The organism is Klebsiella sp. A-Nf5 (genome assembly GCF_002810545.1).
GTDB classification, from domain to species: Bacteria; Pseudomonadota; Gammaproteobacteria; order Enterobacterales; family Enterobacteriaceae; genus Klebsiella; species Klebsiella variicola.
Genome location: NZ_PIOG01000266.1, coordinates 1 through 19,589, shown reverse-complemented (window position 1 = coordinate 19,589; position 19,589 = coordinate 1). Strand labels below are relative to the sequence as shown.

At 60.3% G+C, this 19,589-nt stretch carries 17 protein-coding genes and 1 pseudogene; 13 read left to right on the top strand and 5 right to left on the bottom strand.

Annotated features, from left to right (window positions below):
- The 3 genes from CWM53_RS24930 to CWM53_RS24920 form a co-directional block, all read right to left on the bottom strand.
- Positions 1-916, bottom strand: a 916-nt coding sequence (locus CWM53_RS24930; protein ID WP_133124387.1) for an MFS transporter, incomplete at its 3' end; no start/stop codon positions are given.
- A complete protein-coding gene (locus CWM53_RS24925; RefSeq protein WP_008805105.1) occupies positions 916-1,347 on the bottom strand; it encodes a MarR family winged helix-turn-helix transcriptional regulator in 432 nt (143 codons plus the stop codon). The genes CWM53_RS24930 and CWM53_RS24925, both read right to left, overlap by 1 nt.
- Before the next feature lie 137 nt (positions 1,348-1,484).
- The gene (locus tag CWM53_RS24920; RefSeq protein WP_100729851.1) at positions 1,485-2,399 is read right to left on the bottom strand and encodes a LysR family transcriptional regulator; all 915 of its coding nucleotides are present in this window, start codon (positions 2,397-2,399) and stop codon (positions 1,485-1,487) included.
- Between the two features lie 100 nt (positions 2,400-2,499).
- On the opposite strand from CWM53_RS24920, the gene CWM53_RS24915 reads away from it, so the two are divergent.
- The 7 genes from CWM53_RS24915 to CWM53_RS24885 all read left to right on the top strand — a co-directional run bounded on the left by CWM53_RS24915 (position 2,500) and on the right by CWM53_RS24885 (position 9,983).
- Complete coding sequence (locus CWM53_RS24915; RefSeq protein ID WP_008805103.1) at positions 2,500-3,498, top strand: aldo/keto reductase; 999 nt, start codon at positions 2,500-2,502, stop codon at positions 3,496-3,498.
- Positions 3,499-3,547: 49 nt separating this feature from the next.
- Entirely contained in the window at positions 3,548-4,735 is a 1,188-nt protein-coding gene (locus CWM53_RS24910) for an MFS transporter (RefSeq protein WP_100729852.1), read from the top strand.
- Positions 4,732-5,796, top strand: coding sequence for an aldo/keto reductase (locus tag CWM53_RS24905; protein WP_008805101.1), 1,065 nt, complete (start codon positions 4,732-4,734; stop codon positions 5,794-5,796). Before CWM53_RS24910 ends, CWM53_RS24905 begins: the two co-directional genes overlap by 4 nt.
- A gap of 61 nt (positions 5,797-5,857) precedes the next feature.
- Complete coding sequence (locus CWM53_RS24900; protein WP_100729853.1) at positions 5,858-7,342, top strand: FAD-dependent monooxygenase; 1,485 nt, start codon at positions 5,858-5,860, stop codon at positions 7,340-7,342.
- A gap of 2 nt (positions 7,343-7,344) precedes the next feature.
- The gene (locus tag CWM53_RS24895) at positions 7,345-8,550 is read left to right on the top strand and encodes an acetyl-CoA C-acyltransferase (RefSeq protein ID WP_100729854.1); all 1,206 of its coding nucleotides are present in this window, start codon (positions 7,345-7,347) and stop codon (positions 8,548-8,550) included.
- A gap of 13 nt (positions 8,551-8,563) precedes the next feature.
- Complete coding sequence (locus tag CWM53_RS24890) at positions 8,564-9,349, top strand: AfsA-related hotdog domain-containing protein (protein WP_074385997.1); 786 nt, start codon at positions 8,564-8,566, stop codon at positions 9,347-9,349.
- Entirely contained in the window at positions 9,330-9,983 is a 654-nt protein-coding gene (locus tag CWM53_RS24885; RefSeq protein ID WP_100729855.1) for an HAD family hydrolase, read from the top strand. The genes CWM53_RS24890 and CWM53_RS24885 overlap by 20 nt, the downstream gene beginning before the upstream one ends.
- Positions 9,984-10,049: 66 nt before the next feature.
- On the opposite strand, the gene CWM53_RS24880 is transcribed toward CWM53_RS24885, so the two are convergent.
- Both CWM53_RS24880 and CWM53_RS31385 read right to left on the bottom strand, forming a co-directional pair.
- On the bottom strand, positions 10,050-11,324 hold the full coding sequence (locus tag CWM53_RS24880) for a Glu/Leu/Phe/Val family dehydrogenase (protein WP_100630848.1): 1,275 nt from the start codon (positions 11,322-11,324) through the stop codon (positions 10,050-10,052).
- A gap of 212 nt (positions 11,325-11,536) precedes the next feature.
- Positions 11,537-11,683, bottom strand: a pseudogene (locus CWM53_RS31385) (hypothetical protein).
- Between the two features lie 169 nt (positions 11,684-11,852).
- Here CWM53_RS31385 and CWM53_RS24875 point away from each other — a divergent pair.
- Genes CWM53_RS24875 through CWM53_RS24850 form a run of 6 tightly spaced genes read left to right on the top strand, consistent with a single transcriptional unit; the run spans position 11,853 to position 19,364 of the window.
- A complete protein-coding gene (locus CWM53_RS24875; RefSeq protein WP_012968351.1) occupies positions 11,853-13,058 on the top strand; it encodes a bifunctional succinylornithine transaminase/acetylornithine transaminase in 1,206 nt (401 codons plus the stop codon).
- An 18-nt stretch (positions 13,059-13,076) separates the two neighbouring features.
- Positions 13,077-14,099: an arginine N-succinyltransferase gene (astA, locus tag CWM53_RS24870; protein WP_165785129.1), complete on the top strand. Its 1,023-nt coding sequence runs from the start codon at positions 13,077-13,079 to the stop codon at positions 14,097-14,099.
- Positions 14,090-15,556 carry a succinylglutamate-semialdehyde dehydrogenase gene (astD, locus tag CWM53_RS24865; RefSeq protein ID WP_100729856.1) on the top strand — a complete coding sequence of 489 codons (1,467 nt, stop codon included), beginning with the start codon at positions 14,090-14,092 and terminating at the stop codon, positions 15,554-15,556. Before astA ends, astD begins: the two co-directional genes overlap by 10 nt.
- Before the next feature lie 21 nt (positions 15,557-15,577).
- Positions 15,578-16,918: an N-succinylarginine dihydrolase gene (gene astB, locus CWM53_RS24860; protein WP_074385993.1), complete on the top strand. Its 1,341-nt coding sequence runs from the start codon at positions 15,578-15,580 to the stop codon at positions 16,916-16,918.
- 10 nt (positions 16,919-16,928) lie between these two features.
- On the top strand, positions 16,929-17,924 hold the full coding sequence (gene astE, locus CWM53_RS24855; RefSeq protein ID WP_100729857.1) for a succinylglutamate desuccinylase: 996 nt from the start codon (positions 16,929-16,931) through the stop codon (positions 17,922-17,924).
- Between the two features lie 9 nt (positions 17,925-17,933).
- Positions 17,934-19,364 carry an amino acid permease gene (locus tag CWM53_RS24850; protein WP_008805091.1) on the top strand — a complete coding sequence of 477 codons (1,431 nt, stop codon included), beginning with the start codon at positions 17,934-17,936 and terminating at the stop codon, positions 19,362-19,364.
- Positions 19,365-19,589: the final 225 nt, after the last annotated feature.

The window sequence follows — 19,589 nt, the reverse complement described above, 5'->3', positions numbered from 1 at the left end:
GGATCAGCAGCATAATCAGGCCGAGGCGTACGATGCTGCCGCTGGAGAGCCACTTGGTATTGAGCAGGGGATTGCTGCGGTTATGCTCAAAGGCGATAGCGGCGACGATCAGCACCACCGCTGCCGCCAGCGACCAGCCGATCCACGGCGCTTCAAACCACCACTCGAGCCGCCCCAGCGACAGCACGGCGCACACTAGCGCCATGCCGGGCGCCAACAGAAAGAAGGTGATAAAATCCTTCTTCTCGAACACCTTTTTACGATCGCTCGGCGGCAGTTTCAGCGCGATGACGCAGGCCAGCGACACCAGCGCCAGCCCCAGTTCAAAGAAGTAAAGGCCGCGCCATTCATCGATCTGCAGCAGCTCGGTGGAAAAGAGACGCGCCAGCGGAATGGCCAGTGACGAGCCGGTGATGCCGATGGTCAGCCCTTTCAGGCGGTGGCGTGCGGGCCAGGCCTGCACTTGGTAGTAGATCCCAAGCGAGCTGAGCGCTGCGGCCACCATGCCGTGGGCGGCGCGGACCATTATCGCCGAGCTGAGATCGTTGACGAACAGGTGGAAAAAGGTGACCAGCACATAGAGCACCAGAAAGCCTTCGGTAAAGGCGCGCAGCCCAAACTGCTGGCGAAATTTCACCAGCAGCAGGTTGATGGAGACGTTGGTCATGACGTACACCGCCGGCAGCCAGGCGATCTCGGTCGACCAGGCGGCGAAGGTGCCCTGCAGCAACTGCAGGTTGGCGGTGACCACTGCGTTGCCCAGCGCGCCGGTGAGGCACACCAGCAGGCCGACCACGCCATAGGCGAGACGTTTCGCCGGGCTGTGCAGCGGCGTCGAGGGCGAGCCGAGCAGGGCCGGTTTTTCATGCGGCGCCCAGTCATGCGGGGCGTAGGGGTTACCCTGGCGACGGGGCATTATTTCTTCTCCACTTCACGCAACAGCTTTTCCAGCACCCGCTGAGTTTGTTCCCGCTCCTGCGGGGTGATCGCCGTCAGGATCTCCTCGCGCAGATCGTCCGCCACTGTTTTGACCTGCTCATACAGCGCCATTCCCTGCTCGGTGGCGACCAGCAGCCGCTTACGTTTATCGCTGGCGGTGGTGACACGCTCCACCAGACCGAGGGCGACCAGCCGGTTGATCAGCGGCACAATGGTCGGACTCTCTACCCCCAGCTCCTGCGCCAGTTCGCTTTGCGACAGCGGCTGTGGCTGGCGGGCAATGGCCGCGACCGCCACCCAGCTGGCCTGGCTCAGGCCAAGGTCCTTCAGCCGACGGTTGACCGCCAGCCGCCAGTGATGGGCGGTGAGGTATAAAAGATGAGAGAAGTTTAGCTGTCGGTTATCCATAGGTCGTCTGCCAATATCGTTAGAGCTCTAACGAGTTTATGCCGGGCGACCGCCATAATTCAAGGCGAAGGAAAAAAAGTGGTTAACGGTATGTGCGTTTATTGTGGCAAATAGCGATGGGTTAACCCGCGAACCCTTTACTCACTGAGGATGTTCTTATTCTGCGCCATCACCCAGGTGATAAAGGCCCGCAGCGGCACCGGAATATGTTTCCGGCTCGGGTAGTAGACGCAGAAATGGTCTGCCGGATAGTGGTAGTCGGGTAACAAACGGACCAGACTGCCCGTGCTCAGCTGCTGCGTCACCAGCGACTGATAGACAAAGGCGATGCCTAATCCGCTCTCCGCCGCCTGGATCATCGCCGTATCGGAATCAACGACCAGATCGCCTCTGACCGTGACTTCGCTCGGCTCCCCGCTGGGGCTAATAAACTCCCAACGGTACTTTTCCCCGCTGGGAAAACAGCGGTTGATGCAGCGGAAATTGACCAGCGACTGCGGGGTGTCGGGCGCTCCGGCCTCGCGGATATAGGCCGGGCTGGCCACCGGGATCAGCGACAGCTTCTCGCCAAAGGGGATGGCAATCATATCTTTGGGCACATCCTGCGAATAGCGAATACCGGCGTCAAAACCGGACTCAATAATATTGACTTTCCGATCGGTGGTATACAGTTCGAGCGTCACATCGGGATAGGCGGTTTTAAAGGCAATAAAATAGTGTTGAAAAAGCAGGTCAAGAACAATACGCGGTAAATTGACTTTCACTACGCCTTCCGGCGTCAGGCGATGATAATTCAGGCTGTCAACCACCCGGCGATAATCATTGACCACCGGCGTCATATTATTAAGAAATTCTTCACCCACGGCGGTTAATGACAAACTGCGCGTCGAGCGATTTAGCAGGCGCACGCCTAACTTTTCTTCCAGATGATTAATTGCGCTGGTGAGGGCCGGTGGTGAAAGATTTAATGCCCTGGCGGCCTGGCGAAAACTGCCATGTTTCACTATGAGTATTAATATTTCAATTTGTTGCAAATCCGGCAAGGTTTTCATTGTTAATTTCCAGCTAACACCGCGTTCGGAATAGATTAATTGTTATCAATGTAAAAGGGAAGTATATATTTAATAACATTCAGCACGTAAGGAAAATAAGGTGAAAACACGTTATCTCGGAAAAGAGAAGTTCCAGGTTTCCGCATTGGGTCTCGGGTGTATGGGAATGAGTTTCGCCTACGGCGGCGCCGAGGAGTCGCAGGCGATTAATACGATTCATGCCGCGGTGGACATGGGCGTGACCTTTCTGGATTCTGCCGAAGTGTATGGCCCTTTCGATAATGAAGTCCTTGTCGGGAAAGCGATTAAAGGTATCCGCGATAAGGTGCAGATTGCCACCAAGTTTGGTTTTCGTATTTTGCCGACCGGCCAGGGACTGGAGCGCATGGCCGGTGTCGACAGCCGTCCGGAACATATTCGCGAGTCAGTGGAAGGGTCGCTGAAGCGGCTGAATATCGAGACCATCGATCTGCTCTATCAGCACCGCGTCGATCCGGCGGTACCGGTGGAAGACGTGGTGGGCACCATGGCCGATCTGGTTAAAGAGGGGAAAATTCGCCATATCGGACTGTCGGAAGTCTCAGCCCAGACGCTGCGTCGGGCCTGCAAGGTGCATCCGATTACCGCCGTGCAGACGGAATACTCGCTGTGGACCCGCGAGCCGGAGGCCGGTATTCTCAACGCCTGCCGCGAGCTGGGGGTGGGTTTTGTCCCATACAGCCCGCTGGGGCGCGGCTTCCTGACGGGAAAAATCACCGATCCTGGCGTCTTCGCTGAGGATGATTTCCGCCGCAATCTGCCGCGCTTCCAGGCCGAGACCATGCGCAAAAACCAGCTGCTGCTTGAGCGCCTGCAGCAGGTGGCCACGCGCTATGACGCGACGCTTGCGCAGATTGCCCTTGCCTGGGTCATGAGCAAAGGCGAGGATATTGTGCCTATCCCGGGGGCGAGGAAAATTGCCCATCTGCGCGATAATGCCGGAGCCGCGAATATTACCCTCTCTCCTGAGGATATTCTCACCATCGAAGATATTTTCACTCCCGATAACGTCACTGGCTTACGCTATAACCAGGGCGACTTTAACTTAATCGAAAAATAACCCCCTGAATACTATTCTCCCGCCGCCCTGGCGGGAGATGAGGTTACTTATGACTATTGCTGTTTCCCGTACGGCAGGATTGCCTGCGGCAGTTTATGCGCTTTCCGTGGGCTCATTTGGTATTGGTACCACCGAATTTGTGATTATGGGGTTATTACTCGATGTGGCCCATGATTTTCATATATCCATCACGCTTGCCGCCTGGTCTATTACCGCTTATGCCTGTGGGGTGGTGATTGGCGCGCCGCTCCTCACACCGCTATTAAGCCGCTACCCCAAAAAACCGGCGTTGTTATTTCTGATGATCTTATTTTCCATCGGTAATTTAGGTTGCGGTATTGCCGGTAATATGACCATGCTCATTATTTTCCGGGTAATAACCGCCTTAGCTCACGCCTCATTCTTCGGCATCAGTTCGGTCTATGCCGCGGAGCTGGCGCCGGTGGATAAACGGGCTTCGGCGGTCTCCGCCGTCTTTCTCGGCGCCACCCTGGCCAATATTCTGGGCGTGCCGCTCGGCGCCTGGGTAGGGCAATACCTTGGCTGGCGCTACACCTTCTTTATGGTCACGCTGATTGGCATTCTTTCCGCCCTGGCAGTCATTGCCCTGGTGCCCGGCCGTCAGGCCCAACCGGCGTTGCAGAGTCGGATCCGCGACGAGTTGAAGGTGCTGCGCCATCCGACGGTGCTGCGCAGCTTGCTGATCACCGCGCTCGGGTTTTCCGGCGTCTTCGCCGCTTTTACCTACATTGCGCCAATGCTGAAAACCGTCACCGGGATGAGCGACCATCTCATTCCACCGGTGCTGGTGCTGTTTGGCGTCGGGATGGTCGCCGGGAATCACCTCGGCGGCCGCCTGACCGACGGTGGTGTCCGCCGGGCGCTGCTGCTGACCCTGGCCTTGCTAATCGTCGTCCTGTGCCTCTTTCCGTTCGCCATTCAGACGCTATCCGGCGCCTGCGCGGCGGTGTTTCTGCTGGGGGCGGCGATGTTCTCCACCATTCCGCCGCTGCAGATGCAGGCGCTGGACAGCAGTGAGACCGGCAAAAGCATGGTCTCCTCGTGCAATATCGCCGCCTTTAACCTCGGCAATGCCGCTGGCGCCTGGTTTGGTGGGCTGTTGCTCACCGCCGGCGTCTCCCTCTCGCATATTCCCCTGGCCGGTGCGTGCCTGACCGCCAGCGGATTTGTTATCGCTAGTGTGACGTTGTCACCTTTAAAAGGAAATCAAGCATGAAGTATCGGTATTTAGGTTCCACCGGGCTGTCGGTGTCGGAGCTCTGTTTTGGCGCCATGACGTTTGGTGAGAAAGGGGCCTTTCTCGGCGCGCCGGGACGCAACTGGTCGGAATTCGGCGTGGTCCCTGAGCACACGGCATACGATCTGGTGTACAAAGCGCTGGACGCCGGGATTAACTTTTTTGATACCGCGGACTGTTATAAAAACGGCCAGGGCGAAGAGCTGCTCGGTAACGCGCTGAAGGGGAAACGCCAGCAGGTGATTATCGGCACCAAAGGACGCTGGCAGACCGACCCCAATCCGAACGCGCTGGGGGCGTCGCGCTACCATATTATTAATGCCGTCGACGCCAGCCTGCAGCGGCTGAAAACGGATTATATCGATATCTATCATCTCCACGGGTTCGATCCGCGCACCGCGCTGGAGGATACCCTGCGGACGCTGGATGCGTTGATTCGCGCCGGGAAAATTCGCTACATCGGGGTCTCCAACTATGCGGCCTGGCAGCTGGCGAAGGCGCTGGGGATCTCAGAGCGCCTCGGACTGGAAAAATTCTGCGTCTATCAGGGCTATTACAATATCGCCGCGCGTGAACTGGAACATGAGATTATCCCGCTCAGCGTCGATCAGAACGTCGGCATCACCGTCTGGAGCCCGCTGGCCGGGGGCTTCCTCACCGGTAAATACCCGCGTAATCAGGCGTTTCCTGAGGGCAGTCGGCTGGCGAACGCCACCCCGTTTGAGTCGGCGCCGATCGCCAATCGCGAACAAGCCTGGCAGACCCTGGAAGTGATGCAGGAGATTGCCCGTCAGCGCAACGCCAGCGTGGCGCAGGTGGCGCTCAACTGGTTGCGTACCCGCCCGGGGATCACATCGCTGGTGATCGGCGCGACCAAACTCGCCCAGCTGGAGGATAACCTGGCGGCACTGAACTGGACGCTGAGCGACGAGGAGGCGGCGATCCTCAACAGCGTGAGCGAAAAAGAGAAGCCTTATCCCTACTGGCATATCTGCAATGTCGCCGGCGATCGCCGTCTGGCCGACGATATCTATCCCTAACTTACCCTGCACCCAGGCAACACGCGTATGCCCCCTCCGGGGCATACAGAGAGGCTCGATCGTGAAAAAAGTACTCATTGTTGGCGCCGGCCCGGTAGGGTTAATCATTGGCTGCTATCTGAATAAGTATGGAATTGATTTTGATATTATTGATAAAAATACACACAGCACCACCTGGTCCAAAGCGCTGAGCGTCAGTCCGGCGACGATTAAAGCCTTCCACGGCTTAGCCCTTGCCGGGGAACTGGTCGCCCAGGGCAAGCAGGTTCAGTCAATTTACGCCTGGTATAAAAACCGCAAATTTCTGCACATCGATAACCGCCATCTCCCCACCTGCTATCCCTTCCATGTCAGTATCCCGCAGCCGCGGACGGAGAAGATCCTTGAAACGGCGCTGGCCGAGGCCGGGCAGCAGGTGAAACGCGGACATCAGCTGGTTTCCTGGCGGCGGGAGGAAGGGCGCTATCACGTCTCTCTGCTCGACGATGCCCGCCGGGCCTGTTCCGCCACTTATGACTATATTATCGGTGCCGACGGCGCGGCCAGCACCGTTCGGGAGCTGGCCGGGATTGGCTTTAGCGGCCATGATTACCCGCTGCATTTTGTGATGGCGGACGTGCAGTTCGCCAGCGCGGCGACGCTCCCGGGAACCTCTTACTATATTGACGAGCAGGGCTTTCTGATCTTTCTGCCCATGCCGGACAATCAGGTCAGGATCGTGATTAAAAGAGCCGGCCGATTACCGTCGCCGCGTCCGGTGCCGGATCTGCAGGAGATCAATGTGGCGCTGGCGCGCTTCTGCCCCGAGGTTCCTCCGGCGCAGGCGCTGACCTGGTCCTCCAGCGCCAACTTCTATAACCGGATCGCCGATGACAATCTGCAGCACAATATCATGCTGGCGGGCGATGCTTTCCATCTGTTCAGTCCGATTGGCGGGCAGGGGATGAATACCGGTATTCAGGATGCGATTAACCTGGCCTGGAAGCTGGCCTTTTACCTGCATGGCGTCGCCAGCGACCGGCTGCTGGGATCCTATCGCACCGAGCGTTTCGCCGCGGTGAGCGGCGTGCTGCACGCCACCGATCACGATACCGGCCTGATCGCCGGTCTGGTGCCGAAAAATCATATCGACGCGGTCTACTTTCCGGAGTTTTGCAACCGTCACTATTATCGCCACCAGCTGCCGCTGCAGTACGCCGGCTTTGCCGCGCCGCAGAGCGCTCACCCGAACGGCCTGATGGGCCACCATGTCCCGTGGTACGTCTTTACCTCGCCGCAGGCGAGGTTTCGCAACAGTTATGACACCTTCGCCAGCGGTAAGGTCGTGGTCTTTTCCGCGCGCGTCGACTGTCCTCCCTTGTCCCGCCTGAAACATAGCGGCTGGTTTATATTCTGCGCCCTTGACCCGGCGGACGAGGCGTTTCTTGAGGCGCTACAGATTGGCCGCGATGACTATGCAGTGATCAATCCCGATGGCTATGTGGGCTTTACCGGCAGCGAAGCCGGGACATTGCAGTATCTTTCCTCGCTCTACGTAATGGAATAATCATGAATAAAGTGTATATCGTCGCGGCCTGCCGTACACCGGTGGGGCGCTTTCTTGGCGCCCTGAAAACGGTCTCTTCGGTGGAACTGGCCGCGCTCACCGTCCGCCACAACCTGCAGCAGGCCGGGATTGACCCGGCGTGGATTGACGAAGTGATCTGCGGCAGCGTCCTCTCTGCCGGACAGGGGATGGGGCCGGCGCGTCAGGTCGCGCTGCGGGCGGGGATCCCGGTGCAAAAGCCGGCTTACACCCTGAATATGATCTGCGGTAGCGGCATGAAAAGTATTACCGAAGGGGCGATCCATATTCAGAGCGGTTATGCCGACCTGGTCGTCGCTGGCGGGATGGAAAACATGAGCCAGGCGCCGTTTTTGCTGCGGGGAGAGATAAGGGGCGGCATGAAATTTGGCGCGTTCAGCAGCGAAGATCTGATCCAGAGCGATGGCTTAACCGATCCGCTGTTGCATATTCCGATGGGGGAAACGGCGGAGGCCATCGCCGCGCATGAACAGATCTCGCGCGCAGAACAGGACCAGTACGCGCTGGACAGCCATCAAAAAGCCTCCGCCGCCAGCCGCGCCGGCCATTTTGCCGAGGAGATAGTGCCGGTGACGGTCAGCGGGAAGCGGGGCGTCAGCGTGGTCCGCGAGGATGAGCAGATCCGCCATGACCTTAGCGCCGACCAGCTGGCGGCGCTGAAACCGGCTTTTCGTCGCGACGGGAGCGTCACGGCGGGCAACGCCTCGGGGCTGAACGACGGCGCAGCGTCAGTGATCCTCGCCTCGGCGCGCGCCGTTGCGCAGTACGGCCTGCGGCCGCTGGCTGAGATAGTCTCCTTCGGCGAGGGCGGTGTCGACCCGGCGATGATGGGGCTTGGGCCGCTGCCGGCCATGACGTGCGCCCTGCGCCGCGGGCGTTTTCAGCTCAGCGATATGGCGCGACTGGAAATTAACGAAGCCTTTGCCGCGCAGGTGCTGGGGGTGGTCAAGGGGCTGGCCCGAGAGCATCAGATGACGGCGGAGGAGATAGCCGCCCGCCTGAACGTCAACGGCGGCGCGATTGCCCTCGGGCACCCGCTTGGCAGTTCCGGAACCCGGATTGTCGTGAGCCTCCTGCACGCGCTGCGCCGGGAGAATAAACCGACCGGCCTGGCCTCGCTGTGTATCGGCGGTGGGATGGGTATTGCGTTAATTGTGAAAACGATCTGAGGAGACAAGCGCCATGGAAAAATTAATTGTGGTGGGTGAGAAATTTACCGATTTTGCCCGGCGGCATCAGCATGTGCTGACCGTCAACGAGTTTGAGCGTTTTGTCTGGAGCGGCGAGCTCGCCGGCGTCGATAAAATCGTCATTGGTCAGGGCGTTCAGCTCGACGACATCTCCCGCACGGTCTGCATTATTCGTCAGCACTATCCGGATAAAATCCGCCAGATCGTCAATCTGCAGGATCTCTATTATCAAAACAACCGCGATCATCAGCGGCTGGTACATAAACGTAAAAAAGAGAACATCCTCATCACCTCGCCGGAAAAACGCGATGAAGATAGCTATTGCGCGCGTCTGATCCTGCAGGACGCCTCGGAGCTGCTCTGCGACCACCAGACCGGGCAACACATCCAGGGGATGGTGCTGATCGAGGCGGCGCGGCAAACCATCATCGCCACCTCGGAGAAATTTCTGCTGGCGGAGGCGGGCGTGGCGATGGACGAGAAGTACTTCACGCTGAGCTCGCTGCAGGTGGCTTTTTCCAGCTTTGTTTTCCCGCTGCCGGTGACCATTGTGCTGAATGTGGTGTCGCGCAAAAGCTCAGCCCACGGCCGCTTTACCTGCGAGTGTTCGGTCGGTTTTGACCAGACCGGCACCCGCAAAGCGGAAGTCGGCTTTAGCTTCAGCGTCTATGACCTGAACTACATTACTCGTAAGGAGTGTGAGCAGGCGGCGCTATGCCATCAACATTATCTGGTCAGTATTGAGCAGGGGGACGGGGATGAGCATCGCCTTTTTTGACGTGGATGAAACCCTCATCAACGGCAAGAGTATGTTTCTGTTTCTGCACCGCTATGCCTGGGAGTATCCGCTGCAGTGCGGCCTGACTGCCGCAGCGATTGTCCAGATGGTGCAGGGTCTCAGCAGGGCAGGCAGTTCGCGTGAGACGATCAATCGCTATTACTATTCGCTGTTTCGCCATGAGCCGCGCGCCCAGGTGCGGGCGGTCGCGGAGACACTGTATCGCGAAGGTGGATATGGTTTTCACCGCGAGGTGGTGGCGATCCTCAAGCAGCATCAGGCGCGGGGGGATGATGTGGTATTTGTCTCCGGGTCGATGACCGACATTCTCTGGCCAGCGATGGCGGCGCTGGGGGTGGAGCATGCTCTGTGTTCAGAGCCGGTGGTGGTTGACGATCACTATACCGGGGAACTCTGGCGGACCGCCATTGGCGAACATAAGGCGCTGCATGCCCAACGCTACGCGCAGGAACAGGGACAGCCGTTGGCGGCGTGCTATGCCTTTGGGGATCATATCTCGGATCTGCCGTTGCTCGCGCTGGTTGGGCACCCCTGTGGGGTCAATCCGTGCGCGGCGCTGCTGGCGGAGTCGCAGCGTCGGGGATGGCCGGTGCTGTGGTCCACCGGCAGCTGACGGTACGATAGCGAAAAAAAGGGGGGCGGCACTACGCCACCCCCCTGATTCAGTCCCTGACGGGGATCAGCCCGGGTAGATGCCGCGGTCTTTACGCGCCATCAGGATGCGCTCGCAGGCCACGATATAGGCGGCGGTACGCAGCGTACACGCTTTCTCGGCGGCTTTATCGCAGACGTGAATGATGGCGTCGGTCATGATGCGATCCATCTTGGCGTTGATCTCCTCTTCGCTCCAGAAGAAGCTGGCCATGTCCTGCACCCACTCAAAATAGCTGACGGTCACCCCGCCGGCGTTGCAGATGACGTCCGGCACCACGATCACACCGCGTTCAGCCAGTACGTCGTCCGCTTCCGGATAGGTTGGGCCGTTGGCCCCTTCCAGCACCAGTTTGCAGCTCAGCTTCTCAGCGCGCTCGCGGGTGATTTGCCCTTCCAGTGCCGCCGGGATCAGGATGTCCATCGAGGTGGTCCAGAAAGCGTCTTTATCGATCTCCTGGGCGCCCGGGAAACCGGCAATCTGCTTTTTCTCCGCCTGCCAGGCGGTGAGGGCGGCCATATCAATTCCGCCTTCGTTATACAGGGTCGCGGTATGATCCTGAATGACCACCACGCGGGCGCCGACGCCGGCGAACAGGCGGGCTGCTTCGCTACCGACGTTACCAAAGCCCTGCAGCGCCACTTTGGCGCCTTCAATTTCGATACCGGCGCGACGAGCCACTTCCCGGCCGGTGACGAATACGCCACGCCCGGTGGCCTTTTCACGGCCGAGGGAGCCGCCGAGGTGGATCGGTTTGCCCGTGACCACGCCGGTGATGGTGGTGCCATGGTTCATGGAGTAGGTGTCCATCATCCATGCCATCACTTTACCGTTGGTGCCGACGTCCGGCGCCGGGATATCTTTCTGCGGCCCGATAATAATGCCGATTTCGCTGGTGTAGCGGCGGGTCAGACGCTCCAGTTCACCTTCTGACAGTGAGAAGGGGTCGACGCGAATGCCGCCTTTGGCCCCGCCGTAAGGAATATTGACCGCGGCGCACTTAATAGTCATCCAGGCAGAAAGTGCCATGACTTCGTTGAGATCGACATCCGGATGGTAGCGAACACCGCCTTTACCCGGTCCACGCGACAGATTGTGCTGAACGCGATAGCCCTCGAAGTGGCGGATGGTGCCGTCGTCCATTTGCACAGGAATGTCGACGATCAGCGCACGCTTCGGATGGCGCAGGGTTTCCACCCAGTAGGCAAGATCGCCGAGATAAGGCGCGACACGGTCGATCTGGCGCAGGTAGGTGGTCCAGGGAGATGTACTACTTTCGGATGCGTAAGATAACTTTTCCATAAGAGTCCTGTTTCTCAGTGTTATTTATGTCGTGTAAAACCGTGGAATAGCTACAGCAGTAAACTCTGTGCAATGAATGGTATCACCAATTTTATAAAGCGGTATTTGACGGCAATTCCGATTTTTAAATTTTTGTTAGATTTTTTATTTTTTAAGTGAATAACTACGCACGCCAACCACCCGCAAGCTGTGCATTTTAATTCACTTTTTATTCAATTAAGTGCATAGGAAAATATTTTTTCTATGTTTTTCATTATCTTGATGATCTTCAAAAAGTGAATAAATTGCTTCCACCCGTATTGACAATCTTATTGTTCACAGGCCAGCATTAGCCCACACAACAACATGGCGTTAACCATGAATTAACAATTACCCGTAAAATAAATAGGGCTTATTTTTCCTGTGGTGAATATTTTTGCCATCACAGCGGGCGCACTCGTGCCCAAAATAAGCCGAGGGTCAGGGTTAATGTCGATTGTCCAACGCGGCGGGAGCGTTTTCCGTCGTCTTACGTTCCGGAGATGAATGATGTCAGGCACTATGACTCGCGAAGATTTTGACGCTTACCTGGTTCCCTGTTTTGCCCCCGCGCCGTTTATTCCGGTCAGGGCGGCGGGCTCCCGCGTCTGGGACCAGCAGGGGAAAGAGTATATCGATATGGCGGGCGGCATTGCGGTGAACGCCTTAGGCCATGCCCATCCGGCACTGGCCCAGGCCCTGCAGGATCAACTGGCGAAGCTGTGGCATATCGGCAATGGCTATACCAACGAGCCGGTGCTGCAGCTGGCGAAAACCCTCGTGCAGTCGACCTTTGCCGATAAGGTGTTTTTCTGCAACTCCGGCGCCGAAGCCAACGAGGCCGCTCTCAAACTGGCACGGAAATACGCTCACGATAAGTTTGGTGGTGAAAAAAGCGAAATCATCGCCTTCAACCATGCCTTCCATGGCCGGACGCTGTTCACCGTCTCCGTCGGCGGCCAGCCGAAATATTCCAGCGATTATGCTCCGCTGCCGCAGGGCATTACCCATCTGCCCTATAACGATATCGAGGCGGTCACCGCGGCCATCTCTTCACGCACCTGTGCGGTGATCGTCGAGCCGATCATCGGCGAAGGCGGCGTGATACCCGCTGATCCGGCGTTCCTGCAGGCGCTGCGCACCCTCTGCGATCGCCATCACGCGACCCTGATATTCGATGAGGTGCAGACCGGGGCGGGCCGTACCGGCCATCTCTACGCCTACCAGCACTACAACGTCGTCCCGGACATCCTCACCAGCGCCAAAGGGCTGGGGGGCGGCTTCCCGATCGGCGCGATGCTGGCGAAAGAGGCCTGGGCGCAGGTCTTCCAGCCCGGCACTCATGGCACCACCTTCGGCGGCAACCCGCTGGCGGCGACCGTCGCTAACGCCGTGCTGGCCCATCTCGATGCGCCGCTGCTGGCGGGCGTTGGCGAGCGCCATGCGCTGATTGTTGACCAGTTGAATGCGATCTCTGCCCGTTACGATGCGTTCAGCGCCGTGCGGGGCACCGGTCTGCTGATCGGCGCTGAGCTGGCGGGGCCGCTGCGCGGCAAGGCCAAAACGTTGACCAACCTGGCGGCGGAAGAGGGGCTGATCGCCCTGATTGCCGGCCCGGACGTGCTGCGCTTCGCGCCGGCGCTCAATATCCCGCTGGCGGATATTGCGGAAGCCTTCGTGCGCCTTGATCGCGCCGTTGCTCGCTTAACCCGCTAACCGGGAGGACGGCCTGTGATGCTATTTCGTCCCGTACGGGAAAACGATCTCGACGACATCGTCCGCCTTGCCGCGCGGGCGGGGGTCGGCATGACCTCCTTACCGCATGATGCCGGGCGCCTGGCCGCCCGTATCCAGCGCAGTATCGAGACCTTCGCCGGCGAACTGCCGCGCGGCCAGCAGGGTTTCCTGTTTGTGCTGGAAGACACCGCGCTGGCGCGGGTGGTGGGGGTGAGCGCCATTGAGGTCGCGGTGGGCCTGGACGAGCCGTTTTACAATTTTCGCATTCAGAAAACGGTTCGCGCCTCGAAAGCGCTGGGAGTCTATAAGCCTCAGGAGCTGCTTAATCTCAGCTATGACCACACCGGGCACAGCGAACTGTGTACGCTGTTTCTCGACCCGGCCTATCAGCGCAACCGCAATGGTCTGCTGCTCTCCAAGGCGCGCTTTTTATTTATCGCCGCCTTTCGCGAGTGGTTTTCCCCGCACCTGTTTGCCGAACTGCGCGGCTGCAGCGATGAGCAGGGGCAGTCGCCGTTCTGGGATGCGCTGGGCCATCACTTCTTCGACATCCCGTTTGCCGATGCCGACCGGCTGACCGGCACCGGCATGAAAACCTTTATTGCCGAACTGATGCCGGCTTACCCGATCTATATCTCACTGCTGCCGGAAGCGGCCCGCGAGGTCATCGGTCAGGTGCATCCCAATACCGCCCCGGCGCGGGCGATCCTCGAAAAAGAGGGATTCAGCTGGCGCGGCTCGGTGGATATTTTCGATGCCGGTCCGGTGCTGGAGGCGAACACCGATCAGATCCGCGCCGTGCGCGACAGCCAGTGCCTGCCGGCCCAGCAGCTGATGGGCGCCCTGCCGGCGCCGACGCTCGTCGCCAACGGTCAGTTCGACAATTTCCGGGCGCTGCTGGTGGCCCACGAAGAGCAGGTCTCACTGGATGCCGCCGCGCTGGACGCGCTGCAGGTCAGTGATACCGACCGCGTTTATACGGTAACCCTGAATCCAGAGGAAAACAGATCATGGCGGTAAAAGCACAGTTTATAGCCGGGCAGTGGCAGGCGGGCAGCGGCGCAACGATGAGCAAACTGGCCCCGGAGGATCAGTCGCTGCTGTGGCAGGCGGCCAGCGCGGGAGCCGACGACGTCCAGACGGCCTGCGCCGCGGCGCGCGCGGCGTTTTACCCCTGGTCGCACCGGCCGCTGGCCGAGCGTATTGCCGTGGTGGAGCGTTTTGCCGCGCTGCTGGAGACGCATAAAGAGGCGCTGGCGACCCTGATTTCCCGGGAGACCAGCAAGCCGCTGTGGGAGACCCGCACAGAAGTGCAGGCGATGATCGGCAAGGCCGCGATCTCCATCGAGGCCTATCACCAGCGGACGGGCTTTCACGAGTCGACGCTGCCGGACGGAAAAGCACAGCTGCGCCACAAACCGCACGGTGTGATGGCGGTCTTTGGCCCCTACAACTTCCCGTGCCACCTGCCCAACGGGCACATCATTCCGGCGCTGATCGCCGGGAATACCATCGTGTTTAAACCCAGCGAGCTGACGCCGGCCACCGCCGAAATGACGGTCCAGCTGTGGCAGCAGGCGGGCGTCCCCGACGGGGTGATCAATCTGCTGCAGGGCGGAAAAGCCACCGGCCAGGCGCTGCTGGAAAATCGTGATGTCGACGGCGTGCTGTTCACCGGCAGCGCGGCGGCCGGTTTCCACTTCCATCGCTATTTCGGCGGCCAGCCGGAGAAGATGCTGGCGCTGGAGATGGGCGGCAACAACGCGCTGATCGTCGCCGACGTGGCCGATGTCGATGCGGCGCTGCATGTGATTATCCAGTCGGCGTTTATCTCCGCCGGACAGCGCTGCACCTGCGCGCGCCGGCTGATCGTTCCGCGTGGCGAGCAGGGGGATGCGCTGCTGCAGCGGCTGGTCGCGGCCAGCGCGCAGATCCGCGCCGGCAAATGGGATGACCAGCCGGCGCCGTTTATGGGCGGGGTGATTTCTCTCGACGCCGCGCAGAACATGCTGGCGGCGCAGCAAAAACTGGAGGGGCTCGGCGGCAAGGTGCTGCTGCGCATGCGCCAGCCCGACCCACGTTCCACGGTACTGACGCCGGGGATCGTTGATGTCACCGGTATCGACGTGCCGGATGAAGAGTACTTTGGCCCGCTGCTGACGGTTATCCGTTATGACGGCTTCCCGGAGGCCATCCGCCTCGCCAACCAGACCCGCTATGGCCTGGCCGTCGGGCTGATCTCCAGCGATGCGGCGCAGTTTGACCAGCTGGCGGACGAGGCGCGGGCCGGGATCGTCAACTGGAACAAGCCGCTGACCGGCGCCTCCAGTAAAGCGCCGTTTGGCGGGGTGGGCGCCTCCGGCAACCATCGCGCGGCAGCGTGGTACGCCGCCGATTACTGTGCCTGGCCGATGGCCTCTCTGGTCAGCGATACGCTGACGCTTCCGGCGACGGTATCGCCGGGCCTGCCATTCTGATAACGGATCCTGTGAGGACATATGTCTGGTTTTGAAGCAAACTTTGATGGCCTGGTCGGGCCGACGCACCACTACGCCGGACTCTCCGTCGGCAATGAAGCCTCGCAAAATAACCGCGATGGTCTCTCTAACCCTAAAAAGGCGGCGCTGCAGGGGTTGTATAAAATGAAAGCCCTTGCCGATCGCGGATTCGTGCAGGGCATTCTGCCGCCACAGCCGCGGCCGAATCTGCGTCTGCTACGCGAACTGGGTTTCCAGGGCAGCGATGAGCAGGTTATCCAGCAGGCGGCCCACGCGGCGCCGCAGCTGCTCTCCGCCTTCAGCTCCGCCTCGTCGATGTGGACCGCCAACGCGGCGACCGTCTCACCGTCGGCGGACAGCGCCGATGGCAAAGTTCATTTCACCGTCGCCAACCTGAACAATAAGCTGCACCGTATGCAGGAGGCGCCCACCACCTCGGCGATCCTGGGCGCCACGTTCGCCGATCCGCGCTACTTCGCCCACCATGCGGCGCTGCCGCAGCATGGCGACCTCGGCGATGAAGGGGCGGCCAACCATAACCGCTTCTGCCGGGAGTATGACCGGCAGGGGGTGCAGTTTTTTGTCTACGGTCGACGCGCCAGCGGCGGGATCGCCCCGGTGAAGTATCCGGCGCGGCAGACCCTCGAGGCCAGCGAAGCAGTGGCTCGTCTGCATCAGTTGGATCCGCGCTACACGGTGTTTGCCCAGCAGGCGCCGCAGGCTATCGATCGTGGCGTGTTTCATAACGACGTCATTGCGGTCAGCAATCGCCATGTGCTGTTTCACCATCAGCAGGCGTTTGTCGATCAGGCGACGGTGCTGGCGACGCTGCGGGCTAAAAGCGACAGTCTGGATATCCCGTTCACCAGCGTGGAAGTGCCGGACGAGCGGGTGTCGCTTGATGACGCGGTGGCCTCATATCTGTTCAACAGCCAGTTGCTGAGCAAACCTGACGGCAAGATGCTGATCGTGGTCCCGGAGGAGTGCCGCCAGCGGGAAAACGTCTGGCGCTATCTGAGCGACCTGGCCGCCGACAGCGCATCGCCGATCGATGAAGTGGCGGTCTTTGATCTGCGGGAAAGCATGCGCAACGGCGGCGGCCCGGCCTGTCTGCGGCTGCGGGTGGTGCTCAACGAGGCTGAACGCCAGGCGGTCAACGCGCATAGCCTGATGAACGACGAGCGTTATCAGCAGCTGACGGCATGGGTGGAAAAACATTATCGCGATCGGCTGCACGCCCGCGATCTGGCGGACCCGCAGCTGCTGCGCGAGGTTTATCAGGCGCTGGATGAGCTGACGCAGATCCTGCGCCTGGGCGCGGTCTATGATTTTCAGCGTTAAGGAGCGGCAGATGGAGCACCTGGTTAACGATTTACTGCACTGCCGCCTGCAGGAGTGGACCTTCCCGGCGGATATCGAGGCCCGCTGGCTGGGCGAGGGGATCCTGCAGTTGCTGCCGACGTCGCCGTGGCGCCAGGCGACGATCCTCTCCGCGGGCGTGCATGGCAATGAGACCGCGCCGACGGAGCTGCTGCTGCAGCTGACCCACGATCTGAGCCAGGGGCGGCAGCCGCTCACTCAGGCGCTGCTGATCGTCTTTGGTAACCTGCCGGCGATCCGCGCCGCGCGCCGCTATCTGCACAACGACCTGAATCGCCTGTTCGGCGGCCGCCATCTGGCGGTCACCCCGGGTAATGAGTCGCGGCGGGCTTTTGCGCTGGAGCAGGCGGTGCAGGCCTTCTATCGCGCCGCCGATGCGGCGGGTCCGGTCAACCGTAGCCATCTCGATATGCACACCGCTATTCGCGGGTCGCTGTATCGCCAGTTTGCGCTGCTCCCGGCCCACGAGGAGGATTTTTCGCCTGGCTTCTACCAGCTGTTGCAGGCCAGCGGGATGGACGCCATCGTGCGCCATACCGAAGCGGGCGGCACTTTCACCCATTTCACCTGCGAAAAGTTCGCCGCGCAAAGCGCCACCCTGGAGCTGGGGAAAGTGATGCCGTTCGGCGCCAACGATCTCAGCCTGTTCGCCGCCACCGACGCGGCGATCCGGGCCTGGATTTCTGACGCGCCGCTGCCGCCGCGCGACAAAGCGCCGGTGGATTACTTCCTGGTCGAGGAGAGCATCATCAAGCGCGAGGGGGAATTTACGCTTAATCTCGCGGCCAACGTCGAGAACTTCACCGCGCTCCCGGCGGGATACGAAATCGCTCGCCAGGCGGAGAAACGGTGGGTGGTGCAGGCCCGGGCCCCCTATATCCTCTTTCCCAACGCCGGGGTTGCCACCGGTCAGCGCGCCGGGCTGCTGCTGCGCGCTGCGGCTCTTCGCCTCCCACAACCAGCCTGAGGAAACACCATGACTGAACATCAACATCAGGCGTCACCTGCCGCCGGAGGTGAGGGCGCGTCACAGCTTAAACGCGGGCTCGGCGCCCGCCACATTCAAATGATTGCCCTCGGGGGCGCTATCGGCACCGGGCTGTTTATGGGGGCGGGGCGCAACATCGCCGTCGCCGGCACCTCGATTCTGGTGATCTACGTGCTGGTCGGGTTCTTTACCTATATGGTGATGCGGGCGATGGGGGAGCTGCTGCTCACCCGCCATGACTACCGCTCGTTTGCCGACTTTGTCGGCGAGTATCTTGGGCCGCAGGCGAGCTTTTACCTCGGCTGGACCTACTGGCTAAGCTGGGTAGTGACCTGTATCGCCGACGTGGTGGTCTGCGGGAGCTATATGCAGTACTGGTTCCCGGAACTGTCGGCATGGATGCCGGCCCTCAGCATGCTGGCGATCCTGTTCCTGCTTAACCTGCTGTCGGTGAAAATGTTTGGCGAGGCGGAGTTCTGGTTCGCCCTGATCAAGGTGATCACCATTATCGCCCTGATCGGCACTGGCGGCTGGATGATTGCCACCGGCTGGACTTCCCCGGACGGCGTGACGGCTTCTCTCAGCCATCTTACTGACCCGACGGCCTTTATGCCTCACGGTATCACCGGTTTTTTCGCCGGCTTCCAGATAGCGATCTTCTCCTTTACCGGCATTGAGCTGCTGGGCACCATGACGGCGGAGACCCGCGATCCGCAGCGCATTTTGCCCAAGGCGATCAATGCTCTGCCGCTGCGGATTATCATCTTCTATCTGCTGTCGATGGTGGTGATTATCGCCGTCGCCTCCTGGCCGGGGGTATCGGCGGAGACCAGTCCGTTCGTGACGCTGTTTGCCAAGGCCGGTCTGCCTGCCGCCGCGGCGGTGATTAACTTCGTGGCGCTAACCTCGGCGATGTCCTCGGCCAACAGCGGCGTCTTCTCCAGCACCCGCATGCTGTACGGCCTGTCGGTGGAAAAGCACGCGCACTGGCAGTTTCGCATCCTGTCGCGCAATACCCGCATCCCGGTGCGTAGCCTGCTGTTCTCCTGCTTCTGCATGCTGATCGGCACGCTGCTGCTGTTCCTGGTGCCGAATGTGATGACCCTGTTCACCATCGTCTCGACCCTGGCGGCGATTATGGTGGTGTTCAGCTGGGGGATGATCCTCGTGGCTTATCTGGTCTATCGCCGTCAGCGTCCGGACCTGCACGCCGGGTCGATCTTTAAGATGCCTGCCGGGGTGGTGATGAGCTGGGTGAGCCTGCTGTTCTTCGCCTTCGCCATCTTCATCATGATCTTTGACCCGGACACGCTGCTGGCGCTGTTGGCTTCTCCACTGTGGTTTATCGCGCTGTGGGGCTTCTGGAAGCTGAAGCAGCGGCGCGAGGGGCAGCTGACGCTGGACAACCAGAGCGCCTGACACTCGCCGACCAACCTGGCCGGCTAAGCAGGAGGTGAAGACTGGACGTCTGTTTGTGCCCGGTGGCGGCTGGCGCCTTACCGGGCCTACTGTCTTACCGGACCTGGGATGAGCGGTTTCCCCCGCGGCGTGATCCCCCCGTAGGCCCGCGCAAGCGCAGCGCCGACGGGCGGGATACTCGGCTCCGTAGCGGCTTTACTGCCCGGTGGCGGCTGGCGTCTTACC